The sequence below is a fragment of the Amycolatopsis sp. NPDC051716 genome, from assembly GCF_040681595.1.
Classification (GTDB): Bacteria; Actinomycetota; Actinomycetes; order Mycobacteriales; family Pseudonocardiaceae; genus Amycolatopsis.
This window is the reverse complement of the sequence record NZ_JBFAZA010000024.1, coordinates 12,810-38,069: the sequence shown is the minus strand read 5'-3', so window position 1 is coordinate 38,069 and position 25,260 is coordinate 12,810. Positions and strand designations below refer to the sequence as shown.

The following is a 25,260-nucleotide window of genomic DNA, read 5'->3' as shown; positions in this document are numbered from 1 at the left end:
GGGTTAACCACGGCAGAATTTTCCGAGGGCCGCGTGACGTCTCGTCCGCGGCCCTCGGCCGTGTCCGGGGCAGGATTCTTCGCGGCCTCGGATTTTATGGCGCGCGCGAATTGCGCCGTGGCGTTCCGCACCCCGGAACGCGACCGCGCGCACTTTCCGTCACCCCGTTCCCCGGCTAGTCGGCCCCCAATTCCTGTTCGATGAGTTCGAAGATCTCGTCGTCGGTGGCTTCGTCGATATCGGTGGGCACGCCGGAGGGCGAATCCGCGCCCCACCGCTGGACCAGTTCGCGCAGGCGCGCCCGGATCTCCTCGGGCGGCGGAGTGCGATCCAGCGCCCGTTCCAGCTGTTCCAGCTGGGCGTACAGCGGAGCCGACGACGCGTATTCCGTGAGCACGCGCTCGCAGAGGTGCTCGGCCAGCGCACGGGGTGTCGGCTGGTCGAACACGATCGTCGCGGGCAGGCTCACCCCGATCGCCGCGCTCAGCTCGTCGCGCAGCTCGACACCGGTGAGCGAGTCGACGCCGAGTTCCTTGAACGGCTTGCCCGCCCGGATGTCGTCGTGCCCGAGCACCCGCGCGGTGGCGGCCCGCACCAGGTCCAGCGCGGCGGGCAGCCGGTCCTCCGCGAGCGCGTCGAGCAGCTTCGTCACGAACGCGGGTGGGCCGCCCGCTTCCGCCGGCGCGGCGGCCGGTTCCGCGGGGGCCACGACGGCCTCGGGCAGCTCGTTCAGCAGCGGCCGCGACCTCGCCATGGTGTAGGCGGGGACGAACGTGGCCCAGTCGACGTCGGCGCAGACCACTTGCGCGCGGTCGCCGCGAACGGCGCTGCCGAGCAAGCCGACGGCGGTGTCCGGCGCCATCACCGGCACGCCCCGGCGCCGGTGCAGTTCCGCGGTCTCCCCGTCGACCATGCCGCCGCCACCCCAGGCGCCCCAGGCGATCGAGGTCGCGGCGAGGCCGCGCGCCCTTCGCTGCTGGGCGAGGGCGTCGAGGAACCCGTTCGCGCCGGCGTACGCGGCGGAGCCGTGGTTGCCCCACACCGCGGCGACCGAGGAGAACAGCACGAACGCGTCCAGCGGCTCGCCGGCGAAGAACTCGTCGAGCACCCGCGCGCCGCCGAGCTTCGCGCGGGCGATCTCGGCGAACTCGGTGAGCGACAGCTGCTCCAGCGGCCGGGGTTCCTGCGCGACGCCCGCCGTGTGCACGACCGCGGTCACGCGGGTTCCCTCGGGCAGCCGGTCCGGAAGCGACGCCAGCAGCGCCGAGAACGCCTCCTCGTCGCCGACGTCGCAGCCGAGGATCGTGACGCCCGCGCCGTACCCGGCGAGCTCCGCGGCCAGTTCAGCCGCTCCTTGAGCCTCTTCGCCGCGGCGGCTGACGAGCACGAGGTGCTCCGCGCCCTCCTCGGCGAGCCACCGCGCGACCCTGGCGCCCAACGCTCCGGTGCCGCCGGTGACCAGCACCGCCCCGCGCGGCCGCCAGCCGGCCGGGCCCCCGGGGCCGAGGGGCGTGCGGACCAGCCGGCGGGCACTGGTCCCCGGCGCGCGGACGGCGACCTGGTCCTCGCCGTGGCCGCCGGCCAGGACGGCGAGCACCCGCTTGATCGTCAGATCGTCCACATCGGACGGAACGTCGATCAGGCCGCCCCACTGCTTCGGCCGCTCCAGGCCCAGCACCGCGCCGAGGCCCCAGACCGCACCCTGGGCGGCGTCACCGATCGGCTCCCCGTCGGTCGTCGCGACCGCGGAAGAGGTCACGCACCACACGGGAGGCGCCTCGTCGAGCGCGCCGAGCAACGTCACCGTGTCGGCGAAGCCGCGGCTCAGCGGGGCACAGCGCGGATCGTCGCGCCCGTCCAGCGCCAGCAGCGAGAGCACACCCGAGAAGCGCTGCTCCGCCACGATGGCGGCGACCTCACCGAGCTGGTCCGCCCGCAGCGGGACCACCGCGACCCCTTCGGCGCGGAGGCCGGACAGCAGGCGATGGGCCAGGGCGTTCCCGCCCGACGGCAGCACGGCCAGCCAGGTTCCTTCGACGGCGCGGGAACCGGTTTCGGGCACGGGCCGCCACTCGACGCCGTACGTCCAGGAGCCGACCGTGGCCTCCTGGCGACGCCGAGACGGGCGGAGCCAGTACGGCCGGCGCTGGAAGGCGTAGGTCGGCAGCGGAACCCGGCGCACCGGACGCGCCGCGAACCAGCGTCGCCAGTCGGGTGAGCAGCCCGCAACGTGCAGCGCGGCCACCGCGTCGTGCAGTGCGGCCACCTCGTCCCGGTCCGCGCGCGACGCCGCCACGAGCACGGCCGACTCGCGATCGACCGTCTCGGCGGCGAGCGCGGTCAGCACCCCGGCCGGCCCGGCTTCGACGAACCGCGTCACGCCGAGGCCGGCCAGCTGCCCGACGGCGTCGGCGAACCGGACCGTCGCCCGGACCTGCCCGGTCCAGTACCCGGGCGTGCGCAGCAGTGCCGGGTCGGCGAGCTCGCCGGTGACCGTGGAAATGATCGGCAGCCGGGGCTCGCCGTAGCCGAGCCCGGCGGCCACCCGGCCGAACTCGGCGAGCATGGCGTCCATCCGCGGCGAGTGGAAGGCGTGGCTCGTCCGCAGCCGTTTGGTCCGCCGGCCGTCGGCGGCGAACCGGCCGGCCAGTGCCGACACGGCGTCCTCGTCGCCGGACACCACGACCGACGTCGGGCCGTTGACGGCGGCGAGGGACACCGATCCGGGCAGCAGCGGCTCGACTTCGGCCGCGGTGGCCTCGATCGCCACCATGGCACCGCCCTCGGGCAGCGACTGCATCAGCCGGCCGCGGGCGGCGACCAGCGTGCACGCGTCGTCGAGCGAGAACACCCCGGCCACGTGCGCGGCGGCGAGCTCGCCGATCGAGTGGCCGACGACGAAGTCGGGGGTGAGCCCCCACGATTCGAGCAGCCGGTACAGCGCGACCTCGACCGTGAACAACGCGGGCTGCGTGTAGGCGGTGCTGTCGAGCAGGGCGGCGTCGGCGGTCCCTTCCCCGGCGAACATGACGTCCCGCAGCGGACGTTCCGCGAGGCCGCCGCCGGCACCGTGCAGGGCGGCGTCGAACCGCGCGCAAGCCGCGTCGACCGCGTCGGCGAACACTTCGTAGGTCTCGTAGAGCCGCTTGCCCATCCCGGCGTGCTGCGCGCCCTGCCCGGAGAACAGCCACGCGGTCCGGCCGGTGGTGGCGAAGCCCGTGACCACGCCCGGCGCCGTCGTTCCCCCGGCCAGCGCCGCGAGGCCCCGCGCCGCGGTGTCGTGGTCGGCGGCCAGCACCACGGCGCGGTGTTCGAACGCCGATCGCGTGGTGGCGAGGGAAAACGCGAGGTCGTCGAGTGGGTGCGGATCCTCGCCGGCGGCGGCCAGCAGGCTCGCCGCCTGGGCCCGCAACGCGGCATCGGTGCGGCCCGACAACACCAGCGGCACGGTCCCGGGCGATCCGGGCACCGGCTCGCTCGCCGCGTGCCGGTCCGCCTCGGCGGGCGGCTGCTCGAGGATCACGTGCACGTTGGTGCCACTGATCCCGAACGCCGAAACGCCGGACCGGCGGGCCCGGCCGCGGTCGGGCCACGGGCGTTCCTCCGCGAGCAGCGCGACCGTGCCGGCCGACCAGTCCACGTGCGGTGTCGGCTCCTCGGCGTACGGGCTGCGCGGCAGCACGCCGCGGCGCATCGCCTCGATCATCTTGAGCACGCCGACGAGGCCGGACACGGTTTGCGTGTGGCCGACGTTGGCCTTGACCGACCCGAGCCACAGCGGCTCGTCGCGATCCCCCTCGCCGTAGGTCGCCAGCAGCGCGTTCGCTTCGATCGGGTCGCCGAGCGTGGTGCCGGTTCCGTGCGCCTCGACGGCGTCCACTTCGGACGGTTCGAGCCCGGCCGCGGCCAGCGCGTCCCTGATCACCCGCTGCTGCGCCCGCCCGTTCGGGGCGGTGAGCCCGTTGCTGGCGCCGTCGGAGTTCATCGCCGAGCCGCGCACGACCGCGAGCACCGGGTGGCCGAGGCGCCGTGCGTCGGAGAGCCGCTCGACCAGGACGACCGCCGCTCCCTCGGCGAGGGCAAACCCGTCTGCCCGCGCGGAAAACGGCTTGCAGCGACCGTCCTCGGCGAGCCCGCGCTGCTTGCTGAAGGCGATGAACTGCGACGGGGTGGCCATCACCATCGCGCCGGCGGCGACCGCGAGCGAGCATTCGCCGGAGCGCAGCGCGTTCGCCGCCAGGTGCAGGGCCGCCAGCGACGACGAGCACGCCGTGTCGAGGGTGACCGCGGGGCCTTCGAGCCCGAAGACGTAGGCGATCCGGCCGGAGGCGACGCTCGCCACGTCGCCGGTGACCAGGTAGCCCTCGTCGCGCTCGGCGTCGTTCCGGTTCGGATCGCCGTAGTACTGGTCGGTCACCCCGACGTAGACGCCGGTCCGGCTGCCGCGCAACGACTCGGGCGGCAGCCCGGCGCGTTCCAGGGCTTCCCAGGTGAGCTCGAGCAGCAGCCGTTGCTGGGGATCGGTGGCCAGTGCCTCCCGCGGGGACATGCCGAAGAACTCCGCGTCGAAGTCGCCGCTGTCGTGCAGGAAGCCGCCGGTCCGGGTGTAGCTGGTGCCGGGCCGGTCCGGATCCGGGTCGTAGACGCCCGGATCCCAGCCGCGGTCGGCCGGCAGGCCGGACATCACGTCCCCGCCGCGGGCCAGCAGCTCCCAAAGCTGTTCGGGCGAGCCGATCCCGCCGGGCAGCCGGCAGCTCGCCGCGACGATCGCGATCTCGTCACCCGCCACCGGCGCCGCCGTGGTGGTCACGCGCGGCCCGGCACCGGCCTCGGCGCCGCGCGCCCGCGCGAGCAGGTGGACCGCCAGCGAGGCGGGCGTGGGGTGGTCGAAGACCAGCGTGGCGGGCAACGAGAGCCCGGTCGCCGCGCCGAGCCGGTTCCGCAGCTCGACCGACGTCAGCGAGTCGAACCCGAGGTCCTTGAACGCCCGGTCGAGCTCCAGCGCCGACGGGTCCTCGTGGCCGAGGGCCCGGGCGGTGTGGGCCCGCACCAGCTCGGTGACCGCCCGCTCCGCCTCGTCTTCGCGCAGCTGCGCCAGCCGGCGCGCCAGTGAGGGCTCGTCGGCACCGGCCGGCTCGGACCGCGCCGTCACGTCGTCGTCCGGACCGCCCAGCCGGGCCAGCAGCGGGCTCGGCCGCACCGAGGTGAACGTCGACACGAAGCGCGCCCGGTCGAGCTCCGCGATCGCGATCACGGTGTCCCGCTGGTCCAGCGCCTGCCGCAAGCCGGCGAGCGCGGGTTCCGGATCGAGGACCGGCACCCCGCGGCGGCGCAGCACGTCCTGCTGGTGCTCGGCGATCATGCCGCCGCCCGCCCACGGTCCCCACGCGACCGAGAGCACCGGCAGGCCCTGCGCGCGGCGCCGCTCGGCGAACGCGTCGAGGAACGCGTTGGCCGAGGCGTACGCGGCGTGCTCGCCGACGCCCCACGTCGCGGAGATCGACGAGAACAGCACGACGGTGTCGAGCTCGGTGTGGCCGAGCAGCGCGTCGAGGGTGCGCACGCCCGCCACCTTGGCCTCGGCGACTTCGGCGACCTCGGCGACGGTGAGCTCGCCGATCGGCGTCAACGGCGCGATCCCCGCCGCGTGCACGACCGTGCGCACGGGTTCCCCTTCGGCGGCGAGTCCGGCCAGCAACGCGCCGAGCGCGCCGGCATCGGTCACGTCGCAGGCCGCGATGGTGATCCGCGCTCCCTCGGCGGTGAGCTCGTCGCGCAGTTCGGCCGCGCCGGGCGCGTCGGCGCCGCGCCGCCCGGTGAGCACGATGTGCCCGGCGCCCGCGCCGGCGAGCCAGCGGGCGAGGTGCCCGCCGAGCCCGCCCGTGCCGCCCGTCACCAGAACGGTCCCGCCGGGCTGCCACGGCTTCGCCGGCGCGGCGTCTCCGACGGGTGCGGGCACCAGCCGTCGCGCGAACAACCCGGACGAACGCAGGGCCAGCTGGTCCTCGCCGTCGAAGCCGGCCAGCGCGGCACGCAGCCGGGCCGCGGCCCGGCCGTCCAGCACCGGCGGCAGGTCCAGCAAACCACCCCAGTGGCGCGGGTACTCCAGCGCCGCGGTCCGGCCGAAGCCCCACACCGCCGCCTGTTCCGGGCTCGCCGGCCGGTCGCCGCGGCCCGTGGTCACGGCCGCGCGGGTCAGTGTCCACAGCGGCGCGGCCGGCGGGAGGCCGCCCCACGCCGCGGTCAGCTCCACCGTCGCCGCCAGTCCGGCCGTGAGCACGCCGAAGCGGGCGTGCGGCCGCTCGTCCATCGCGAGCAGCGAGACCACGCCGGCCGCGGAAGCGCAGTCGCCCAAGGACTCCTCGAACCACGTGCGGTCGGCGGTGTCCGGCACGCGCACGACGGTCGTGCGCGCTCCGCCCGCTTCGAGCGCGGCCACGACGTCGTCGAGCACGTCCACACCCTCGGCGGGCGTGACGACGAACCAGTCGCCGGACAGCCCGGCGCCCTCGGGCCGGACGGGTTCCCATTCGATCCGGTAGCGCAGGGAATCGGCGACGGTTTCGGCGTTGCGGCGGCTGCGCCACGCCGACAGCGCGGGCACCAGCGGGCGCACCTCGTCCTCGGCCACCGACAGCGTCTTCGCCAGTTCCCCGACGTCGGAACGTTCGACCGCGGTCCAGAACCGCTGCTCCACCAGGTCGGCGCCGGCCGTCGTCGGCTGCTCCGGCGGCAGCCAGTAGCGCCGGCGCTGGAACGCGTACGTCGGCAGGTCCACCCGGCGCGGCCGGTGTTCGCCGAACACCGCGGACCAGTCCGGCGTCACGCCCCGCACATACAGCTCGGCCAATGAGGTGTAGAACCGGCGGAGCCCGCCCTCGTTGCGCCGCAGGGTTCCCACGACGACCGTGGGACCCGCGCCGAGCTCGTCGACCGTCTCCTGCACCGCCATGCCGAGCACCGGGTGCGGGCTGCTCTCGACGAAGACGCGGAAGCCCTGCGCCGCGAGGGCCCTGGTCGCGGTCTCGAACTGCACGGGACGGCGCAGGTTGTCGTACCAGTACCCGGCGTCCAGCGTGGTCGTGTCCGTCCATTCTCCGGTCACCGTCGACAGGAACGGCACGCGCGCCGCGACCGGCTCGATGAACGCCAGCTCGTCGTGCAGCCGCTGCCGGAGGGTTTCGACGTAGCCGCTGTGCGAGGCGTAGTCCACCGGAACCCGGCGCGCCCGGATCTCCTCGGCCGCGCAGCGGGCCAGCAGCTCGTCCAGCGCGGCGGGCTCACCGGCGACGACCGTGGCCGAGGGACCGTTGAACACCGCGATGCCGATCCGGCCCGCCCAGTCCTCGATCAAGCGCTCGGTGCCGGACGCGGACAGCGAAACCGAGACCATCCCACCGTGTCCGGCCAGCTCGTCGCGGATCGCCTTGCTCCGCAGGGCGACGACCGCCGCGGCGTCGCGCAGCGACAGTGCTCCGGACACGCAAGCGGCGGCGATCTCGCCCTGCGAGTGGCCGACGACCGCGTCCGGCTCGATCCCGGTGGCCTGCCACAAAGCCGCCAGCGAGACCATCACCGCGAACGAGACCGGCTGCACGACGTCGACCCGGGCCAGCATCGTCTCATCGCGGAGCGCGTCGAACAGCGACCAGTCCGCGAACTCGCCCAGCGCGGCCGCGCATTCGGCCATCTTCCCGGCGAAGACCGGCGCGGTGTCCAGCAGCTCGAGCGCCATCCCGGCCCACTGCGCACCCTGGCCGGGGAACACGAACACCGTGCGGCCGGTCACGTTCGCCGTTCCTTCGACGAGCCCGGCGGGCACCACGCCGTCGGCGAACTCTCGCAGCGCGGCCAGGGGTTCCGCGCACCCGGCACCGATCGCGACGACCCGGTGTTCGGCGGCGAATCGGGTGGTCGCCAGCGAGTAGGCCAGGTCGGCCGCGCGTGGATCGTCCATTGAGGACACGCGTGAGACCAGGCGCCCGGCCTGCGCCCGCAGCGCGTCCGCGCCGCGTCCGGAGAGGACCCACGGCAGCACCGGTTCGCTCCCGGTGTCCCGAGCCGGCTCCCCGGCTTGTTCCCGGGCCGGCTCTTCGGCCTGTTCGAGCACGACGTGCGCGTTGGTCCCGCTGATGCCGAACGAGGACACCGCCGCGCGCCGGGGCCGGCCGGCCGCGGGCCACGCGCGCGCCTCGCTGAGCAGCCGGACCGTTCCCGCGCTCCAGTCGATCCGGCTCGACGGCTCGTCGGCGTGCAGCGTGCGCGGCAGCGTCGCGTTCCGCATGGCCTGCACCATCTTGATCACGCCGCCGACGCCGGCCGCGGCCTGCGCGTGCCCGATGTTCGACTTCAGCGAGCCGAGCCAGAGCGGCCGGTCGGCGGGCCGGTGCCGGCCGTAGGTCGCCTGAAGCGCCTCCGCTTCGATCGGGTCGCCGAGCGTCGTACCGGTGCCGTGCGCCTCGACGGAGTCGACGTCGTGGGGTTCGAGGCCCGCGTCCGCGAGCGCGGCGCGGATGACGCGCTGCTGCGCCGGACCGCTCGGCGCGGTGAGCCCGTTCGACGCCCCGTCCGAGTTGACCGCGGTACCCCGCACGACGGCGAGCACCGGGTGCCCGGCCCGCCGCGCGTCGGAGAGCCGTTCCAGCAGCAGCACGCCGACGCCCTCGGCCCAGCCGGTGCCGCGGGCGCCTTCGGCGAACGCCCGGCACCGGCCGTCCTCCGCCAAGCCCTGCTGCCTGCTGAACTCGACGAAGATGCCGGGCGAAGAAAGCACCGTGGCCCCGCCGGCGAGCGCGAGCCCGCACTCCCCGGCTCGCAGTGACCGCACGGCCGAGTGCAGCGCCACCAGCGAAGACGAGCACGCGGTGTCCACGGTGAGGGCCGGACCGTGCAGCCCGAGGGTGTAGGCGAGCCTGCCGGACGCCACGCTCGCGGTGTTGCCGGTGAGCAGGTGGCCCTCGAACCCTTCGGCGCCTTCGGACAGCCGCGGGCCGTACTCCTGGGACATGGCACCGACGAACACCCCGGTGTCGCTGCCCCGCAGCGACGACGGATCGATGCCCGCGCGCTCGACCGCCTCCCAGGAGGTTTCGAGCAGCAGCCGCTGCTGCGGGTCCATGGCCGTGGCCTCGCGCGGCGAGATGCCGAAGAACGCCGCGTCGAACTCGGCCGCGTCGTAGAGGAAACCGCCCTGGTCGGTGGCCGAGCTCCCCCGCCGCTCGCCCGCGGCACGCAGCTTGCGCAGGTCCCAGCCGCGGTCCTCGGGGAACGTGCCGATCGCGTCCACCTCGTCCGCGACGAGGCGCCACAGCTGCTCGGGCGAGCGCACGTCGCCGGGGAACCGGCAGGCCATCCCGACGATGGCGATCGGCTCGTCCGGCGACACGCCGGACTTCGTGCCGGTCGTGGTCACGCGCGCCTCGGCCGGTGCGGCCGCGAGCCGCTCGGCCAGGTGCTCGGCCACCGCACGCGGCGTCGGCCGGTCGAAGAGCAGGCCCGAGGGCAGCGAGAGCCCGGTGGCCGTGCCGAGGCGGTTGCGCAGCTCGACCGACATCACGGAGTCGAAGCCGGCTTCCTTGAACGTGGCCGCCGGTTCGATCGCGGCCGGATCGCCGTGCCCCAGCACCGCGGCGGCGTGCGTGCGGACGACGTCGAGCGGGTCGAGCGACGGCGTGACCGGGATGTCGTCGTCGGCGGCGTCGCCGTGCCAGTACCGCTTGCGCTGGAAGGCGTACGTCGGCAGGTCGACCCGCACGCCGCCGGGGAAGACCGCGGCCCAGTCGGGGTCGACCCCGCGCACGTGCAGTTCCGCCAGCGAGGTGAGGAAGCGCGTGAGACCGCCGTCGTCGCGCCGCAGCGTGCCGACGACCACCGACGGGCCCGCGCCGGCGTCGTCGAGCGTCTCCTGCAGACCCGCCGGCAACACCGGGTGCGAGCTCACCTCGACGAACGCCGCGTACCCGGCGGTGGCGAGCGTGCGGATGGCCGCCTCGAACCGCACCGGCTGCCGCAGGTTCGCGTACCAGTACCGGGCGTCCACAGTGGCCGTTTCGATCCACTCGCCGGTCACCGTGGACAGCCACGGCACCTTCGGCACCCGCGGCTCGAGCGCGCCCAGCTCGGCCGACAGGCGCTCCTCGATCTGCTCGACGTGCACCGAATGCGACGCGTAGTCCACCGGTACCCGCTTAGCGCGAACACCGTCGGCCTCGCAGCTCGCGACCAGTTCGTCCAGCGCCGCCGGCTCGCCCGCGACGACGACCGACGACGGGCCGTTGACCACCGCCACCGTGATCCGCGTCCCGTACCCGGCGATCCGTGCCGCCACCTGGCGTTCGGACAGGCCGATCGAAGCCATTCCGCCGCTGCCGGCGAGCCGCTCGCCGATCACCCGGCTGCGCAGCACCACGACCCTCGCCGCGGCGCGCAGCGACAGCGCTCCCGACACGCAGGCCGCGGCGATCTCGCCCTGCGAGTGCCCGACGACCGCGGCCGGGCGGATCCCGCACGACTCCCACAGCGCGGCCAGGGACACCATCACCGCGAACGACACCGGCTGCACCACGTCGACCCGCTCGAGCAACGCGGGGTCGGCGAGCGCGTCCCACAGCGACCAGTCGACGAGCTCGCCGAACGCGTCGGCGCACTCCGCCATCCGGGCCGCGAACACCGGCGCGGCGCCGAGCAGTTCCACCGCCATCCCGGCCCATTGCGCGCCCTGGCCGGGAAACACGAACACCGTCGGGCCGGTGACGTCCGCGACGCCACGGATCCCGGCCGCACCGCCCTGACCGATGCCGCGCACGGCGGCGGCCAGCTCCGCGCGGCCGGCTCCCACGACGGCGGCGCGGTGCTCGAACGCCGAGCGGGTGACCGCGAGCGAGAAGCCGATGTCGACCGCGCGGGCTTCGGCGGAGTCCGCGTAGGCGCCCAGCCGGACCGCCTGCTCCCGCAGCGCGCCCGGAGTGCGTGCCGACCACACCCACGGCACGGCCGCGGAGAAGCCGTCCCCGGCGGCCGCGGGCTCGGTCGCTTCGGATTCCGCCAGCACGACATGGCAGTTCGCCCCGCCGACACCGAAGGAACTGACGCCGGCGACGAGCGCGCGTTCCTCACCCGGCCACGGCTCGGTCCCGCGCTGCACCTCGATGTTCGCGGTGTCCCAGGCAATTTCCGGGTTGGGCGTCTCGAAGTGCAGGCTGGGCACCAGCTTCCGGTGGTGCACGCACAGCACGGTCTTGAGCAGCCCGGCGATCCCGGCGGCCCCTTCCAGGTGCCCGATGTTCGTCTTCACCGAACCGACCCGCAGCGGTGCGTCCCCGTACTCGCCGAGCGCGGCGCCCAGCGCGGCCGCTTCGATCGGATCGCCGGTCCGCGTCCCGGTTCCGTGCAGCTCGACGTACCGCAGGGCCGCGGGTTCGACGGCCGCCCGCCGGACGGCGGCCCGGATCACCCGTTCCTGCGCCGCCGCGCTCGGGACCACGAGGTCCGCGTCGTCGCCGTCGTGGTTCATCGCGCTGCCGCGCAGCACGCAGTAGATCCGGTCGCCGTCCTGACGAGCGCGGCGCAACGTCTTCAGCACCACGAAACCGCCGCCCTCGCCGCGGACGAAACCGTTCGCGCGCGCGTCGAACGTGTGGCAGCGGCCATCCGGCGACAGGCCGCCGAATCGTTCGAGCGTCAACGCGCTCTCCGGCGTCAGGTTCAGGTGCACGCCACCGGCGACGGCCAGCTCCGACTCGCCCCGGCGCAGGCTCTCCGCGGCGAGGTGCACCGCCACCAGCGACGACGACTGTGCCGTGTCGACAGTCAAGCTGGGCCCGGTCACGCCGAGCGCGTGGGAGAGCCGGTTGGCGATGAGCCCGCGGTGCAGCCCGGCGAGGCTGTAGTGGGTGAGGGCGTCGGTGCCGTGGCACTGGGTCACGGTCGCGTAGTCGTCGGCGATGGCGCCGACGAACACGCCCGCGGCCGTGCCGCGCACGGTGGCGGGCACGATGCGAGCGTCCTCGAGCGCTTCCCAGCCCAGTTCGAGCGTGAGCCGCTGCCGCGGGTCCATGGCGACGGCCTCGCGCGAAGAGATACCGAAGAACGCGGCATCGAACCGGTCGGCGTCGTCGATGAACCCGCCCGCGCGCAGCGGGGCGCCGCCGGCGTCGTCCGCCGCGCCGGGGCCCCACCGCCACGGCGGCACGGTGCCCACCGCGTCGACACCGCCGGTGAGCAACCGCCAGAACGCCGCCGGACCGGCCGCTCCGGGGAGGCGGCACGACAAGCCGACCACGGCGAGGAAATCCTCGTCCCGGCCGCCGCCGGGAGAACCGTCAGACACGGTGGTACCCATGGCGGCGAGTATCCGGCAGCCGCACCGGCCGGCCGGCCGCCCGCGATCGAGGACTAAGCAAAGTCCTACTGTGCCGTTCTGGGCTGATCCGACCACAGCCACGGCCGAATGGCCTTCGTGGCAACGGTTGCTTACCGCTGGGGGTCGGCCTACTTTTGGTCGGATCAGCCCAGCGTCTGCGGTGTGCGCGCCGGGACAGGCGCTCGCGCGCACAGCACGTCGAGGTACTTGTCCAGCAGCCGCGGCAGGTAGCCGGCGCCGAAGCCCAGCCCGGCCCACTCCGGGACCAGCCGGCGCAACCGGGCGGTGTTCGTGGGCATGCTCACCACCGGCACGTCCACCGTGACCCGGTCCGCCACCACGCCGAACCGCTCCTCGATGCCGTCGACGATCCGCTCGATCGGCTCCAGCACCCCGGAGGCGACGTTGATCACCTCCTGCCGGACCCCGGTCGCGAGCACCCGGTCCAGGGCCAGCAGCAGGTGTTCCACGTCGAGCAGGTCGCGGTGCGCGTTGCGGTGCACGGTCACCGAACCCTCGAGAACCTGCCGCCCGAGCGACGGGATGAGCTGGTGCGCCCGCTGTCCCTCGCCGACGATGTGGGTCAGCCGGAACGCCAGGTATTCGACGCCGGACCGGGCGAGGATCTCCTCCAGCCCGAGCTTGTGCCTGCCGTAGGCGGAAACCGGGTACACCGGGCCTTCCACCAGTCCCGGGCAATCGAGCGTCCCGTACATCGAGTCCGAGGCGGTGGAAAAGAACACGACCGTGCGGCCGGACCGCCGTGCGTGGCGCACGACGTCGTAGACCAGCGCGGCTTCCCGGTCGAAGTCCGCCAGTGTCGCGGACGTGGTCTTGGTGACGCCCGCCGCGATGGCCGTGACGTCCGGGTAGCGATCGGCGAACGAGCGGGTGAGGTGACGCGAGAGGAAGCCGTCTCCGATGATCTCCACAGGCCAATCCGTTTCGTCGGTCGCCCCGACGCGGTGGCGGGGCGGGCTGGTGGCTCCGCCGACACCCGAACCTTCGCGGAAGCGGTGTGAAACCGTCCCGTGGCAACGCATTTCCGACATCGGCGGTAGGCGTCACGACCGGCGACGACGACGAGCCCGTGCCGTGCCGGCATCCACGATGCCCGCGCCACGCCACGGCGGCATCGTTCGATCGGTGACCCGACCGAGTCTCACTGGGCTTCGCGCTGCGTGTCAAAGAGACCTACGAGAATGACTAGACGATCGGAAACCAGGCGGCCGCCCGGAAACGAGACGGGACCGGCGCACAGCACAAGGGGGACCACCGGATCGGCGGTCCCCTCTCGTGCCCAGCACGGTCTTCAGCTGCTTACCGGCCGGTCCGGGGCGAGTTCGCGGAGGCGAGCCAGTCGGTGAGCAACCGGTACCACCGTTGGTTGTCGGTGCGTTCGCTGAACCAGCGGTGGTTGAGGAGCAGGTACGCCTCCTCGCCGCTGGTCCGGCGCAGGATCACCGGAGCGCCGGCCTTCTTCAGGCCACCGCCGAGGAATCGGCCGTACAGGTCGGTGAACTCGTTCGTGATCGCACTGACCTCGCGTGGGTACAGCGTGACGTCGCCGTTGTCGTCCCAGCTGCCGAGCACGAGCCGGTCGGCGTACAGCGTCGCCGTGCCCCGGTGGGGGAAGATCGCCCGCTGGTTGATCGCTGCCTTGGCCTTGTCGGCCAGACCCATGGCCTGCAAGTCGGCGGCTGTCGCGCCGTAGTACTCATCCTTCGCGAGCAGTCGGTTCAAATTGCCTTCGGTCATGGCCACAGTCTGAATCGGCCAGGCCGGCTCGAACAGCACTCGATCGGCTAGCGCGGCCTGTCCAAGGTCTAGTCGTGCGTGGACCGGCTACGACTTTGGTCGGTGTTGCCCGGCGTCGTGCGCGAGCAGCGCGATCTGCACCCGGTTGTTCAGCCCGAGTTTGCCGAGCAGGCGCGTGACGTGTGCCTTCACCGTCGGCAGGCTCATGTAGAGCTCCTTGGCGATCGCGGCGTTCGTCTTTCCCTCTCCGATGGCGTACGCGACCTGACGTTCGCGATGGGACAGCCCGTCCAGCGCCGCCGACGCCATCCGCTGCCGGGCGGACTCCGCCGTCTCGGTCTCGTCGGTGACGTGGTTGATGAGCTGCCGGATGACGCTCGGCGAGAGGATCGGGTCGCCGGCCGCGACCCGCCGGATGGCGTCCACGATCTCCGCCGGCGGGGTGTGCTTGAGCAGGAAACCGCCGGCGCCGGCCCGCAACGCGCGGAGCACGTGGTCGTCGCTGTCCAGTGTGGTCAGCACGATGACCTCGATCCCGGGTTTCTCCGCGCGGAGCCGCTCGGTGGCGACGAGACCGTTCGTCCCGGGCATGCGGATGTCCATCAGGACCACGTCGGGCGCGGTCTCGGCGACGGCGCCGGGCACCTCGCCGCCGTCGGCCGCCTCGCCGACGATCTCCAGGTCGGCGACGCCGCCGAGCATCGTCCGCAACCCGCTGCGGACCAGCGGGTCGTCGTCGACGATCAGCACCCGGACCGGCGGGTTCTGCGGCTGGCTCATGACGGCCAGGGTAGCCAAGCCCGGATGCGGAACTCCCCGGCCATGGTGCGGCCGTGCTCGAAGCGCCCACCGGCGAGGCTGGTCCGTTCGCGCAGCCCGGTCAGCCCCACCCCCGAGCCCGGCAGCGGCGCCGAACCCGTCGGGCGGGCGCCGGACCCGCTCAGCGCGTTGCGCATGGAGATCTCCACCCCCTGCTCCGGCGACCCGTGGATCGCCAGGTGCACGACGGCGCCCGGCGCGTGCTTGCGCGCGTTCGTCAGGCCCTCCTGCACGATGCGGTAGGTGGTCCGGCCCAGCAGCGCCGGCACGCCGTCGAGCCCGGTGACCGCGTCGTCGAACTCGACCTCGGTGCCGACCGCGCGCGCCTCCTCGACCAGCACCGGCACGTCGGCCATGGTCGGCTGCGGGCCTTCCTCTTCCGGTTCCGCCTGCCGCAGCACGTGGATGACGCCCTGGAGGTCGACCAGCGCCTGGTACGCGCTGGACCGGATGACTCCGGCCGCCTGGCTGATCTCCTCCGGCGGCGCGTCCGGCCGGAACTCCAGCGCGCCCGCGTGCATGCTCAGCAGCGAGAGCCGGTGCGCCAGCACGTCGTGCATCTCCCGGGCGATGCGTTCCCGCTCGCGCAGCCGGCCCTGGCTGACGCGCAGTTCCTGTTCCGCCTCGGCCCGCTCCGCGCGTTCCGCCAGCGACACCACGAGCTGCCGCCGCGCCCGGACGCCCATCCCCCACAACACGGCGAGCACGCTGAGCGTCGCCGCGATGCCGACGGCCATCCAGTACACGAGCGGCGTGTCCGGCTCCAGGCGGTAGATCCGGAACTGCACGAGCGGCGAGAGCACGCCCAGCACGAGCAACGGCATCACGGTGGCCGTCTTGCGGTGCACGGCGACGGTGAACAGCGCGATCGCGCTCGCCCCGGACGCGTGCACGAACCAGACCGACAGCACCATGAGCACGAACGCCAGCTGCACCGGCCACCGCCGCCGGAACCACAGCGAGAGGCAGGCGGCGATCGAGACGGCCAAGCTGAGCGGCAACGAGATCGAGGGGACCACGTCCGGGTCCCGCACCCACAGCGACAGCAGGCCCATGAGCAAGGCGCACAGCACGCACAGCCCGTCGGTCAGCCAGTCGCGCAGCGAGCGGCGCGCCCGGCCGCCGCCGGGGTGCGCGGTGGCCTCGAGCGTCGCCGGGAGCATCGCCGGGTACTCCGGTCCGCGCCCGGCGGTCCGGTCCGCGCTCATCGGTGTGCGGGTTCGGGTTCGGGGGCCTGCCGAGGGACCACGAAGGGCGCCAGCAGCCCGGGGACGGCCTCGCCGGCGAACGCCACGCCGTCCGGAAGCCGGACGTCACGCACTTGGTACGCACCGCCCTTGCCCGCCGCGGTCACGGCGCTGACGGTGACCAGCCCGGACAGGCGCTGGCCCGGGGAGCGCGAGATCCGCCACCCGATCACGCCGTCCCGGCGCAGGGCCACGGTGTGCCGCCGCAGCGTCCCGTACCGGGTGACCAGGTAGTCGCCGGAGACGTCGTGGCCGAGGGCCCGGTAGGCGTCGACGCCGAGCAGGACCCCGAGCACCACGCCGGCCGCCGCGACGATCCCCACGCTGGGCAGCACGGCCGGGGCGATGGTCCAGCCGAGCACCGCGAGCACGGCCGCCGGCACGAGCGCGGCCAGGACCGCGCGAAGCAACCGGCGCCGCAGCGCGGCGGGCGGGTGCGGCCGCAGCCGCGTGGTCGCCGTCGGCGACGGCGACTGTTCCGCGATCGCCGCCGCGATCCGGTCGGCCTCCCCGCGCGGCACGGCGGGGGTGACCACCTGCATGCCCGTGTAGTCGTCGTCCGAGGCGCCGAGTCCCGTCGCGAGCACCTCGACCCGGCCGGCCCCGAACAGCCGCAGCGGCAACGGTTGCGTCACTTCGACACCGCGGACGCGCCGCCGGTCGATCGCGATCTGCCGGGTCGTGAGGAGACCGCGGCGGACGCGGTAGGTGTAGAGCCCCTCGACCTCGAAGCGGTAGCGCCACCACTGCTCGCAGAACAGCAGCAGGCTGCTCAGCGCGCTGAGGACGGCGAAGACGACCCCGAAGGAAAGGATCACCTGGACGGGTGAAGCCTCCTGGAAGAACCGGGCCAGCCACCGGAAAACCCCGTCGAGGCTCAGACCGAACCAGTCCGCCACCCGGGTCGCGAGCGCGACGAGCCCGACGATCGCGAGCCCGCCCCACATCGTGAGCGGCGCGTAGCGGATCCACGACCACCGCAGCGCGGCGATCGTGCCGTCCTCGGCCGGGTCATCCTCCGCCGCCGCACCGGCGCCCGCGAGCAGTTCCGCCTGCAGGGCGAGCGCGTCCCGCTTCGACAGTGCCGACAGCGTGACTTCGTGGTCCTTGCCCTGCGGCCCGCTGCCGGTGCCGATGCGCACGATGACGAGCGCGAACAGCTGCTGCGCGGGCCCGGCGGTCAGGTCGACCCGGCGCACGCGGTCGCGCCGGATCGAGCGGTGCCGGCGCAGCACCAGCCCCTTGCGCAGCTCGAACACCTCACCGGTCACCCGGAAGCGGGTGGTGAGCAGCTGAACGACCTCGTACACCGTGACCGCGACGAAGGCGACGCTGACCATCCCGAGCTTGTACAGCGACGCGACCTCGAGTTCGCCGCCGGTCCACAACGCGTACGCGCCCAGCGAGGCGGCCGGCGGCACGAGCCATTTCAGGTGGACGCCGAGCGTCCGGCGGCTCAGCCGCCGCCAACCGGCGCCGGCGTCCCCGGTCTCCGGCTCCACCGCGGTTTCGTCGGCGTCGGACCGAGTCTCGGTCCGCCCCAGGCGTTCTGGCATACCGTCGCGCCCCTCCCCAGTGATCACTGGGCTCGACGATAGCAAACCGGCCGATCTCGCTGTAACCGCCGGAACACGCACCGGAATCGCCGAGCGGGAAGGAAAGCGACGCGAAAGACTAGGGGTTTCGCCCACGGTCCGGGCCCAGGGTTGCCGGTGGGCCCGGCAGCACAGGAAAGTCCGGGGCATTCTCGTACCCGACCGCAGGAGAGTGACGTCCGTGGCCGACAACCCGGAGGCGCAGCCGTGGATCCGGCGCTACCACCCGATCCCGGACGTGCCGGTCAACCTGGTCTGCCTGCCCTACGCCGGCGGCTCGGCGAGCTACTTCTTCCCGGTCTCCCGCGCGCTCGCGCCGCGGGTCGGCGTGCTCGCCGTGCAGTACCCCGGACGCCAGGACCGCCGGCGCGAGCCGAGCATGTCGAGCATCGCTGAGCTCGCCGACGCGGTGACCGCCAACCTGCTGCCCCACACGGATGTGCCGCTGGCGATCTTCGGCCACAGCATGGGCGCGACGCTGGGCTTCGAGGTCGCGCTTCGGCTGGAGAGCGCGGGTGTCGCCCCGCTGGCCCTGTTCGCCTCGGGTCGCCGGGCGCCGTCTTGCCACCGGGACGAGCGGTACCACCTGCTCGGCGACGACGAGTTCGTCGCCGAGATCAAGTCGCTCAGCGGCACGAACGCGCACCTGCTCGACGACGAGGAACTGCTGGCGACGGCGCTGCCCGCCCTGCGCGGCGACTACCGGGCCGCGGAGACGTACCGCTACGAGCCGGGACCCCCGCTGCACTGCCCGATCCACGCGCTGGTCGGCGAATCGGACCCGAAGGCGACCGTGGCGGAGGCCCGAGCCTGGGCCGGCCACACGACGGCGGACTTCACCCTGCACACCTACCCCGGTGGGCACTTCTACCTCGACGAGCACGCGCCGCGCGTCCTGGACGTGATCTCGCGGACGCTGACCGCGCGCCCGCGGGATCTTTCGAATACCGCGAAATAGCCACAAGTTCGTCTTGACGGCGCGAACGCCTGACCATCGGCGGCCTCGGTCAAGACCGTTGCCACCTAGGCACGCGACCGGGCACTGGGCTTCAATGGGACGCGCCGAGCGCGGGAGTACCGGCCCGGCATCCGGAGCACCATGCCATCCCTTAGGGATACCAGCGCTGGTGCGGCAAAACAGACACCCCCAGCTGGATTGCCGCGCCAGCGCGCTTCCCGGGCGTCGAAACCGCCCTCACCGAGCGGGAACGCGCCCTCCGCCCTGCACTCGGCGGCCGCCTGGTCGAACGAGCCCGGACGCGATGATGTCCGGCGTGCTCCCGATCTGGCGCCGCCACGCCCTCGCCCGCACCGACCGGCCGCCGGCCCAGCAGGCGCTGGCCCCCGCACGCCCTGCTCACCGGATTCATGACGGCCCCGTACCGAGCCGGTTCCAGCCGGAGCCGGTGGTCCCGGAACACGCTGTTCGCCGCCGGCGCCGGAAATTTTCACCGCTCACCGCACCAGGTCAGCGCGCCCGGAGCGGGGAAGACCGCCCATCGGCCGATTGACGACCGGGCCGCGGCCGGTAGCGTATGGGAGCGCTCCCACAAGCCGGCGGCAGGAGTCTCCTCATGGGTGCTCGACGACGACACCACTTCAGGCCCGGAACGGCGAGCGGCTGCGTGCTGGCCGCGGTGCTGACCGCACCGGCCATCGCCGCACCGCCGGCGTCCGCCGCCGAGCTCAGCCTGTCGGTGGACGTGTCCGCCGCCCGGCACCCGATCAGCCCCGGCATCTACGGCCTCAACGGCGGCGATCCGGCGTTCAACGCCGAAATCGGCCAGACGGTCGCGCGCTGGGGCGGCAACGCCTCCAGCCGCTACAATTTCAAGAACCACACCTACAACACCGGCAGCGACTGGTACTTCGAAAACATCGTCGCCGACCAGGAACACACCGTCGAAGGCATGGTCGGGGCCAACCTCGGCCGCGGCATCAAGCCGGTCGTCACCGTGCCCCTGAGCGGGTGGGTCGCCAAGGATTCACCGTCGTCCCACCCGTTCGCCTGCGGGTTCCCGGCGACCCGGTTCCCGCAGCAGGACAGCTTCGACCAGTGGGACCCCAACTGCGGCAACGGTCAGCTCGGCCAGCAGAACCTGACCGGCGTTCCCACCGACACCTCGGTCCCGGCGGACGCGGCGTTCGACGGCGAAATGGTGTCGCACCTGGTGGACCGGTTCGGCACCGCGGCCCAAGGTGGTGTGCCGATCTACGAACTCGACAACGAACCGGTGCTCTGGTCCAGCACGCACCGGGACGTGCACCCCCAGCCGGTCTCGGACGACGAACTGGGCGGCAAGGGCACCGCGGCCGCCGCGGCGATCAAGGCCGCCGACCCCAGCGCGGCGGTGCTCGGTCCGTCCGGCTGGGGCTACTGCGAGTGGGTCGCGTCCGGAGTGGACGGTTGCGGGCCGGGCGCCGATTCGGCCGCGCACGGCGGGCTCAACCTGTCCCAGTGGTACCTGAAGAACATGAAGGACTACAGCGACGCCCACGGCGGCAAGCGTTACCTCGACTACTTCGACCAGCACTTCTACCCGCAGATCAGCGGCGACAAGACGCCCGAAGCCAATGCGCTGCGGCTGCGGTCCATCCGGTCGCTGTGGGACCCCACCTACGTCGAAGAGTCCTGGATCGGCCCGAGTGGGGTCAACGCGCCGCCGCTGCAGTTCATCCGCACGATGAAGTCGTGGGTCGACCAGTACAACCCGGGGACCAAGACCGCCATCACCGAGTACAACTGGGGCGCGCTGGACGACATCAACGGCGCGCTGGCGGAGGCCGACATCCTGGGCGTCTTCGGCCGCGAGGGCCTCGACCTCGCCACGATGTGGGGCGAACCCAAGCCGACCGACCCGGGCGCGTACGCGTTCCGGATGTACCGCAACTACGACGGCGCGGGCAGCCGGTTCGGTGACGTCAGCGTGTCGGCGACCGCCGCCGACCAGGGTCAGCTGGCGGTGTACGCGGCCCAGCGGTCCGCCGACCAGGCGCTGACCGTGATGGTCGTCAACAAGACCGGCGGCGACCTCACCGCGCCGCTGTCGATGGCCGGGTTCGACAACGCCGGTGCGGCACAACGGTTCACCTACGGCCCGGCCAACCTGGGCGCCATCGTGCGCGGCGCCGACCTCCCGGTGGGCAACGGCCGGGTCGACGCGACCTACCCGGCGAACTCCATCACGCTGCTGGTTCTACCGGCCGCCGGGTGCACCGCAAGCCTGCAGGTCAACGGCGGCTGGGGCACCGGCCACGTCGCGACGGTGACGGTCACCAACGACCGCCGCACGCCGATCACCGGCTGGCGCGTCGGCTGGACCTGGCCCGGCGACCAGCAGGTCACCAACTCGTGGAACACCACCCTGAAGCAGAACGGCGCGAGCGTGGTGGCCGGCGACGCCGGGTGGAACGGCCCCATCGGCCCGGGCGGCAGCACGACCTTCGGTTTCCAGGCGAGCGGGGCAGCACCCCCACCGAGGCTGACCTGCACGCCCGCCTGAGAACACCGTTCCTCGACGTGACCTACGGCAGCGTGCGGGCGAGCGCCCGGCCCGCCGCACGGCCGGAAAAGATGCAGCCGCCGAGGAACGTGCCTTCCAGCGCGTTGTAGCCGTGCACCCCACCGCCGCCGAAGCCGGCGACCTCGCCGGCGGCGTACAAGCCGGGGAATGGGGAGCCGTCGGCGCGCATGGCCTGGGAATCCAGGTTCGTCTGGATCCCGCCGAGCGTCTTGCGCGTCAGGATGTTGAGGCGGACCGCGATCAGCGGGCCGTGCTCCGGGTCGAGGAGCCGGTGCGGCTTCGCCACGCGCACCAGCCGGTCACCCAGGGTCCGGCGGGCGTTGGCGATCGCCATCAGCTGGAAGTCCTTCGAGAACCGGTTGCCGACCTGGCCGTCGCGGGCGGCGATCTGCCGTTCGATCGCCGCCACCTCCAGGTCCGGGCCACGGGCGATCTTGTTCATGCCCGCGACGAGTTCGCCGAGGGTGTCGGCGACGACGAAGTCCACGCCCCGGTTCTTGAAGGCGTCGACCGGTCCCGGCGCGCCCTTGCCACCGCGGCCGACGAGCGTGCGGCGAAGGTCCTTGCCGGTGATGTCGGGGTTCTGCTCGGACCCGGACAGCACGAATTCGCGGTCGATGATCGTCTGGTTCAGCACGAACCACGAGTAGTCGTAGCCGGTCGACAAAACGGCCTTCATCGACTGGTTGGTGTCGAACCCGGGGAAGTTCGGGGCGGGGAGCCGCTTGCCGGTGGCGTCGAACCACATCGACGACGGACCCGGGATGATCCGGATCGCGTGATCGGGCCAGATCGGGTCCCAGTTGTGCAAGCCTTCGGTGTAGTGCCACATCCGGTCGCGGTTGACCAGGCCGGCGCCGGCCTGCTCGCTGATCGCGAGCATGCGGCCGTCGACGTGGGCGGGCACGCCGGGGATCATCGTCTCCGGGCACGGGCCGAGGCGGGCGGCCGGCCAGTTGGCGCGGATCAGGTCGTGGTTGTGCCCGATCCCGCCCGAGGTGACGAGCACGGCCTTGGCCCGCAGTTCGAAGCCGCCCACCCCCACCCGGGACGACGCCTGGCCGCGGTCCAGTTCCGACGGCTCCAGCACGGTGCCCCGCACCCCGGCCACGGCGCCGTCCTCGACGATCAGCTCGTCGACCTGGTGCCGGAACGCGAACCGCACCAGCCCGCGGCGTTCGGCCGCCAGCACCGGCTCGGCGAAGACCCGGACCACCTCGGGGCCGGTGCCCCAGGTCAGGTGGAACCGCGGAACCGAGTTGCCGTGGCCGTCCGCCGTGCCGCCCCCGCGCTCGGCCCAGCCGACCACGGGCGTGAACCGCAGGCCCAGGTCGTGCAGGTAGGGCCGCTTTTCCGTGGCGGCGAACCGGACGTAGGCCTGCGCCCACTGCCGGGCCCAGTGGTCCTCGTCTTCGCGGTCGAAGCCGGCGGAGTCCAGCCAGTCGCGCAGCGCCAGCTCGTAGGAATCCTTGATGCCGTTGCGCCGCTGCTCCGGGCTGTCGACGAGGAACAGGCCACCGAGCGACCAGAACGCCTGGCCGCCGAGGTTGGCGCGGTTTTCCTGCTCGACCACCAGCACCCGGCGTCCGGCCTTGGCGAGCTCGTGGGCCGCGACGAGGCCGGCGAGGCCGGCTCCCACCACGATGACGTCCGGTTCTCCGGTCATGATCAGTCCTTGCTTTCGGTGCTGTATGCGGTGACGACGCGGGCGAACAGCTCGGCTCGGCGCTGCCACACCACGGGATCGCCGGGTTCGGTGAAGCACTGGGCGGCGGTGCCGTCGTGCACGGCGATCAAGGCCTGCCCCAGCGCGTCCGGGTCGGGCACGATCCGGCCGATGCGCTCGAGCAGAGCCAGCAGGAACGGCAGGAACGACGCGGCGATCGCCCGCTCCCGGCCGGCGATCACCTCGCGCAGCCCGGGGGTGCGGAGGGCGTGCGCGGTGAACTCGGCGCTCACCCGGTACCACTCCTCGTCCATCGGCACGACCCGCAGGACCTGGTCGACGACGTCGTCCACATCGGTCACCGCCGGCACGCCGCCGGCCTCGAACACCTGCCGGGCCTCGGCGATCTGCGCGGTGGACCGCTGCTCCCACATGGCCAGGAACAGCTCGTCCAGTGACGCGAAGTTCGAGTAGAAGGCGCCCCGCGTGTAGCCGGCGTGGGCGCACACCTTGTCGACGGTCGCGCGGCCGAACCCGTCCCGGGCGAAGACCTCGAGGGCGGCATCCAGCAGCCGGCCCCGGGTTTCGGCGCGTCGCTTCGTCACCCGTGGCTCGCGAGCTCCTCCTGCGGTCATCGCTCCTCCTGTTCGATACAATAATGCATCGGATACGTTCGTGTATGCAAGGCGGCCGGCGTCGAAGTGACGCGGCGCACCCGCCGGGCCGACGTCTCCGCCGGGTTCGGCGCGGGCCCGGGTGATCGCTGAAAGCGTTTTCAGTGCAGACGACCCGCTTGGCCCACTCGGGCTGCCGCCGGCCGGTGCTACCGTCGCCTCACCGGAGATCCCGCTCCCGGTGGGAGCGCTCTCGGATCCGGTGTCCGGCACATTCTTGCCCGCAAGGAGGCGTGCAATGGGTTCGCACGGAAGCATTCCCCGCAAGAAAGCGCTTGCAGTGAGCGCCGCGCTCGTCACGATCACCGCGTTGGCACCGCCATCGGCCGCCGCGGCCACCACCCTCTACGTGGCACCGAACGGCAAGGACTCCGCCGCCGGTACGCAGGCGGATCCGACCACCTTGCCCTCGGCGCTCACGCGGATCGGTTCCGGTGGCACCATTTCGCTGCGCGGCGGGACCTACTCCTACGCCCAGACCGTCACCATCGCGCCGGCCAACAGCGGCACCTCGAGCGCGCGCAAGACCCTCTCCGCCTACCCCGGCGAGACGCCCGTGCTGAACTTCTCGGCCATGGCGGAAGACCCGGCCAACCGCGGGCTCGCCGTCAACGGCTCCTACTGGCGCGTCGCCGGCATCGTCGTCGAACGGGCCGGGGACAACGGGATCTTCGTCGGCGGCAGCAACAACGTCCTCGAACGCGTCGTCACCCGCTTCAACCGCGATTCCGGGCTGCAGATCTCCCGGATCGCGTCGAGCACGCCGAAGGACCAGTGGCCGGCGAACAACCTCGTCGTCAGCTCGGAATCGCACGACAACGCCGACTCCGACGGCGAGGACGCCGACGGGTTCGCCGCGAAGCTCACCGCCGGCCCCGGCAACGTCTTCCGCTACGACGTCTCCCACAACAACATCGACGACGGCTGGGACCTCTACACCAAGACCGACACCGGCCCGATCGGCCCGGTGACCATCGAGGACTCCCTCGCCTACGCCAACGGCACCCTCAGCAACGGCACGGTCAACAAGAACGGCGACCGCAACGGCTACAAGCTCGGCGGCGACAAGATCGCGGTCAACCACATCGTCCGGCGCGACATCGCCTACCGCAACGGCCACCACGGGTTCACCTACAACAGCAACCCGGGCGAGATGTCCATTTCGGACAATGTCGGCATCGACAACGCCGAACGCAACTTCTCCTTCGACACCGGCACTTCGGTGTTCCGCAACGACACTTCGTGCCGCTTCGCCAGCGGCGGTTCGAACGACAAGACGGTCGGCAGCGTCGACAGCTCGGACCAGTTCTGGACCGGCAAGAACGGCTCCCGCTGTTCGGCGTACGCCGGAACGATGAAGTGGTCCTTCGCCTCCGACGGCCGGCTCGTGGTCACCTTCGGCTGAGCTTCGAGCGCAATCCGTGCGTGGGCCGGCCGCACCGGCCCACGCACGGCGTCGTTCACCAGGCCAAGTGCCGCCAGCGATGCCTCGCAGAACGTGGTGCGGCCCACCTCCGCGCGCTCGGCGGTCTCCGTCATCGTCACGTCCGCGAAGCCGCTCGGCGCTCACCAGCCGTGCCCAAGCCACCGCAGCCGTGCAACGGCGGCACCGCGCG

The 25,260-nt window shown here is 72.9% G+C and carries 11 protein-coding genes; 3 read left to right on the top strand and 8 right to left on the bottom strand.

The genetic code is table 11. The features are described 5' to 3' along the window. Nucleotides 1-175: 175 nt before the first annotated feature. From AB0M30_RS29780 to AB0M30_RS29755, 6 genes are all read right to left on the bottom strand, one after another. Nucleotides 176-12,340 (bottom strand): type I polyketide synthase, encoded by a 12,165-nt coding sequence (locus AB0M30_RS29780; RefSeq protein WP_364590192.1) that lies wholly within the window; start codon nucleotides 12,338-12,340, stop codon nucleotides 176-178. Between the two features lie 164 nt (nucleotides 12,341-12,504). Then, nucleotides 12,505-13,293, bottom strand: a complete 789-nt coding sequence (locus AB0M30_RS29775) for an NAD-dependent epimerase/dehydratase family protein (protein ID WP_364590189.1) — start codon at nucleotides 13,291-13,293, stop codon at nucleotides 12,505-12,507. A gap of 388 nt (nucleotides 13,294-13,681) precedes the next feature. Beyond that, on the bottom strand, nucleotides 13,682-14,119 hold the full coding sequence (locus AB0M30_RS29770; RefSeq protein WP_364590186.1) for a hypothetical protein: 438 nt from the start codon (nucleotides 14,117-14,119) through the stop codon (nucleotides 13,682-13,684). 87 nt (nucleotides 14,120-14,206) lie between these two features. Then, on the bottom strand, nucleotides 14,207-14,899 hold the full coding sequence (locus AB0M30_RS29765; RefSeq protein ID WP_360173705.1) for a response regulator transcription factor: 693 nt from the start codon (nucleotides 14,897-14,899) through the stop codon (nucleotides 14,207-14,209). Further along, complete coding sequence (locus AB0M30_RS29760; protein ID WP_364590182.1) at nucleotides 14,896-16,146, bottom strand: histidine kinase; 1,251 nt, start codon at nucleotides 16,144-16,146, stop codon at nucleotides 14,896-14,898. Before AB0M30_RS29760 ends, AB0M30_RS29765 begins: the two co-directional genes overlap by 4 nt. Then, nucleotides 16,143-17,741, bottom strand: a complete 1,599-nt coding sequence (locus AB0M30_RS29755; RefSeq protein WP_364590179.1) for a PH domain-containing protein — start codon at nucleotides 17,739-17,741, stop codon at nucleotides 16,143-16,145. Before AB0M30_RS29755 ends, AB0M30_RS29760 begins: the two co-directional genes overlap by 4 nt. 220 nt (nucleotides 17,742-17,961) lie before the next feature. Here AB0M30_RS29755 and AB0M30_RS29750 point away from each other — a divergent pair, with 220 nt between their 5' ends. Then, nucleotides 17,962-18,738 carry an alpha/beta fold hydrolase gene (locus AB0M30_RS29750; protein ID WP_364590176.1) on the top strand — a complete coding sequence of 259 codons (777 nt, stop codon included), beginning with the start codon at nucleotides 17,962-17,964 and terminating at the stop codon, nucleotides 18,736-18,738. A 616-nt stretch (nucleotides 18,739-19,354) separates the two neighbouring features. Beyond that, nucleotides 19,355-21,283, top strand: a complete 1,929-nt coding sequence (locus AB0M30_RS29745) for a glycoside hydrolase family 44 protein (RefSeq protein WP_364590173.1) — start codon at nucleotides 19,355-19,357, stop codon at nucleotides 21,281-21,283. A 22-nt stretch (nucleotides 21,284-21,305) separates the two neighbouring features. On the opposite strand, the gene AB0M30_RS29740 is transcribed toward AB0M30_RS29745, so the two are convergent. Beyond that, nucleotides 21,306-22,970, bottom strand: a complete 1,665-nt coding sequence (locus tag AB0M30_RS29740) for an FAD-binding dehydrogenase (RefSeq protein ID WP_364590170.1) — start codon at nucleotides 22,968-22,970, stop codon at nucleotides 21,306-21,308. 2 nt (nucleotides 22,971-22,972) lie between these two features. Continuing rightward, a complete protein-coding gene (locus tag AB0M30_RS29735; protein ID WP_364590167.1) occupies nucleotides 22,973-23,605 on the bottom strand; it encodes a TetR/AcrR family transcriptional regulator in 633 nt (210 codons plus the stop codon). 277 nt (nucleotides 23,606-23,882) lie between these two features. Between AB0M30_RS29735 and AB0M30_RS29730 the strand changes: the two genes are divergently transcribed. Next, entirely contained in the window at nucleotides 23,883-25,049 is a 1,167-nt protein-coding gene (locus AB0M30_RS29730) for a right-handed parallel beta-helix repeat-containing protein (protein WP_364590164.1), read from the top strand. Nucleotides 25,050-25,260 lie beyond the last annotated feature (211 nt).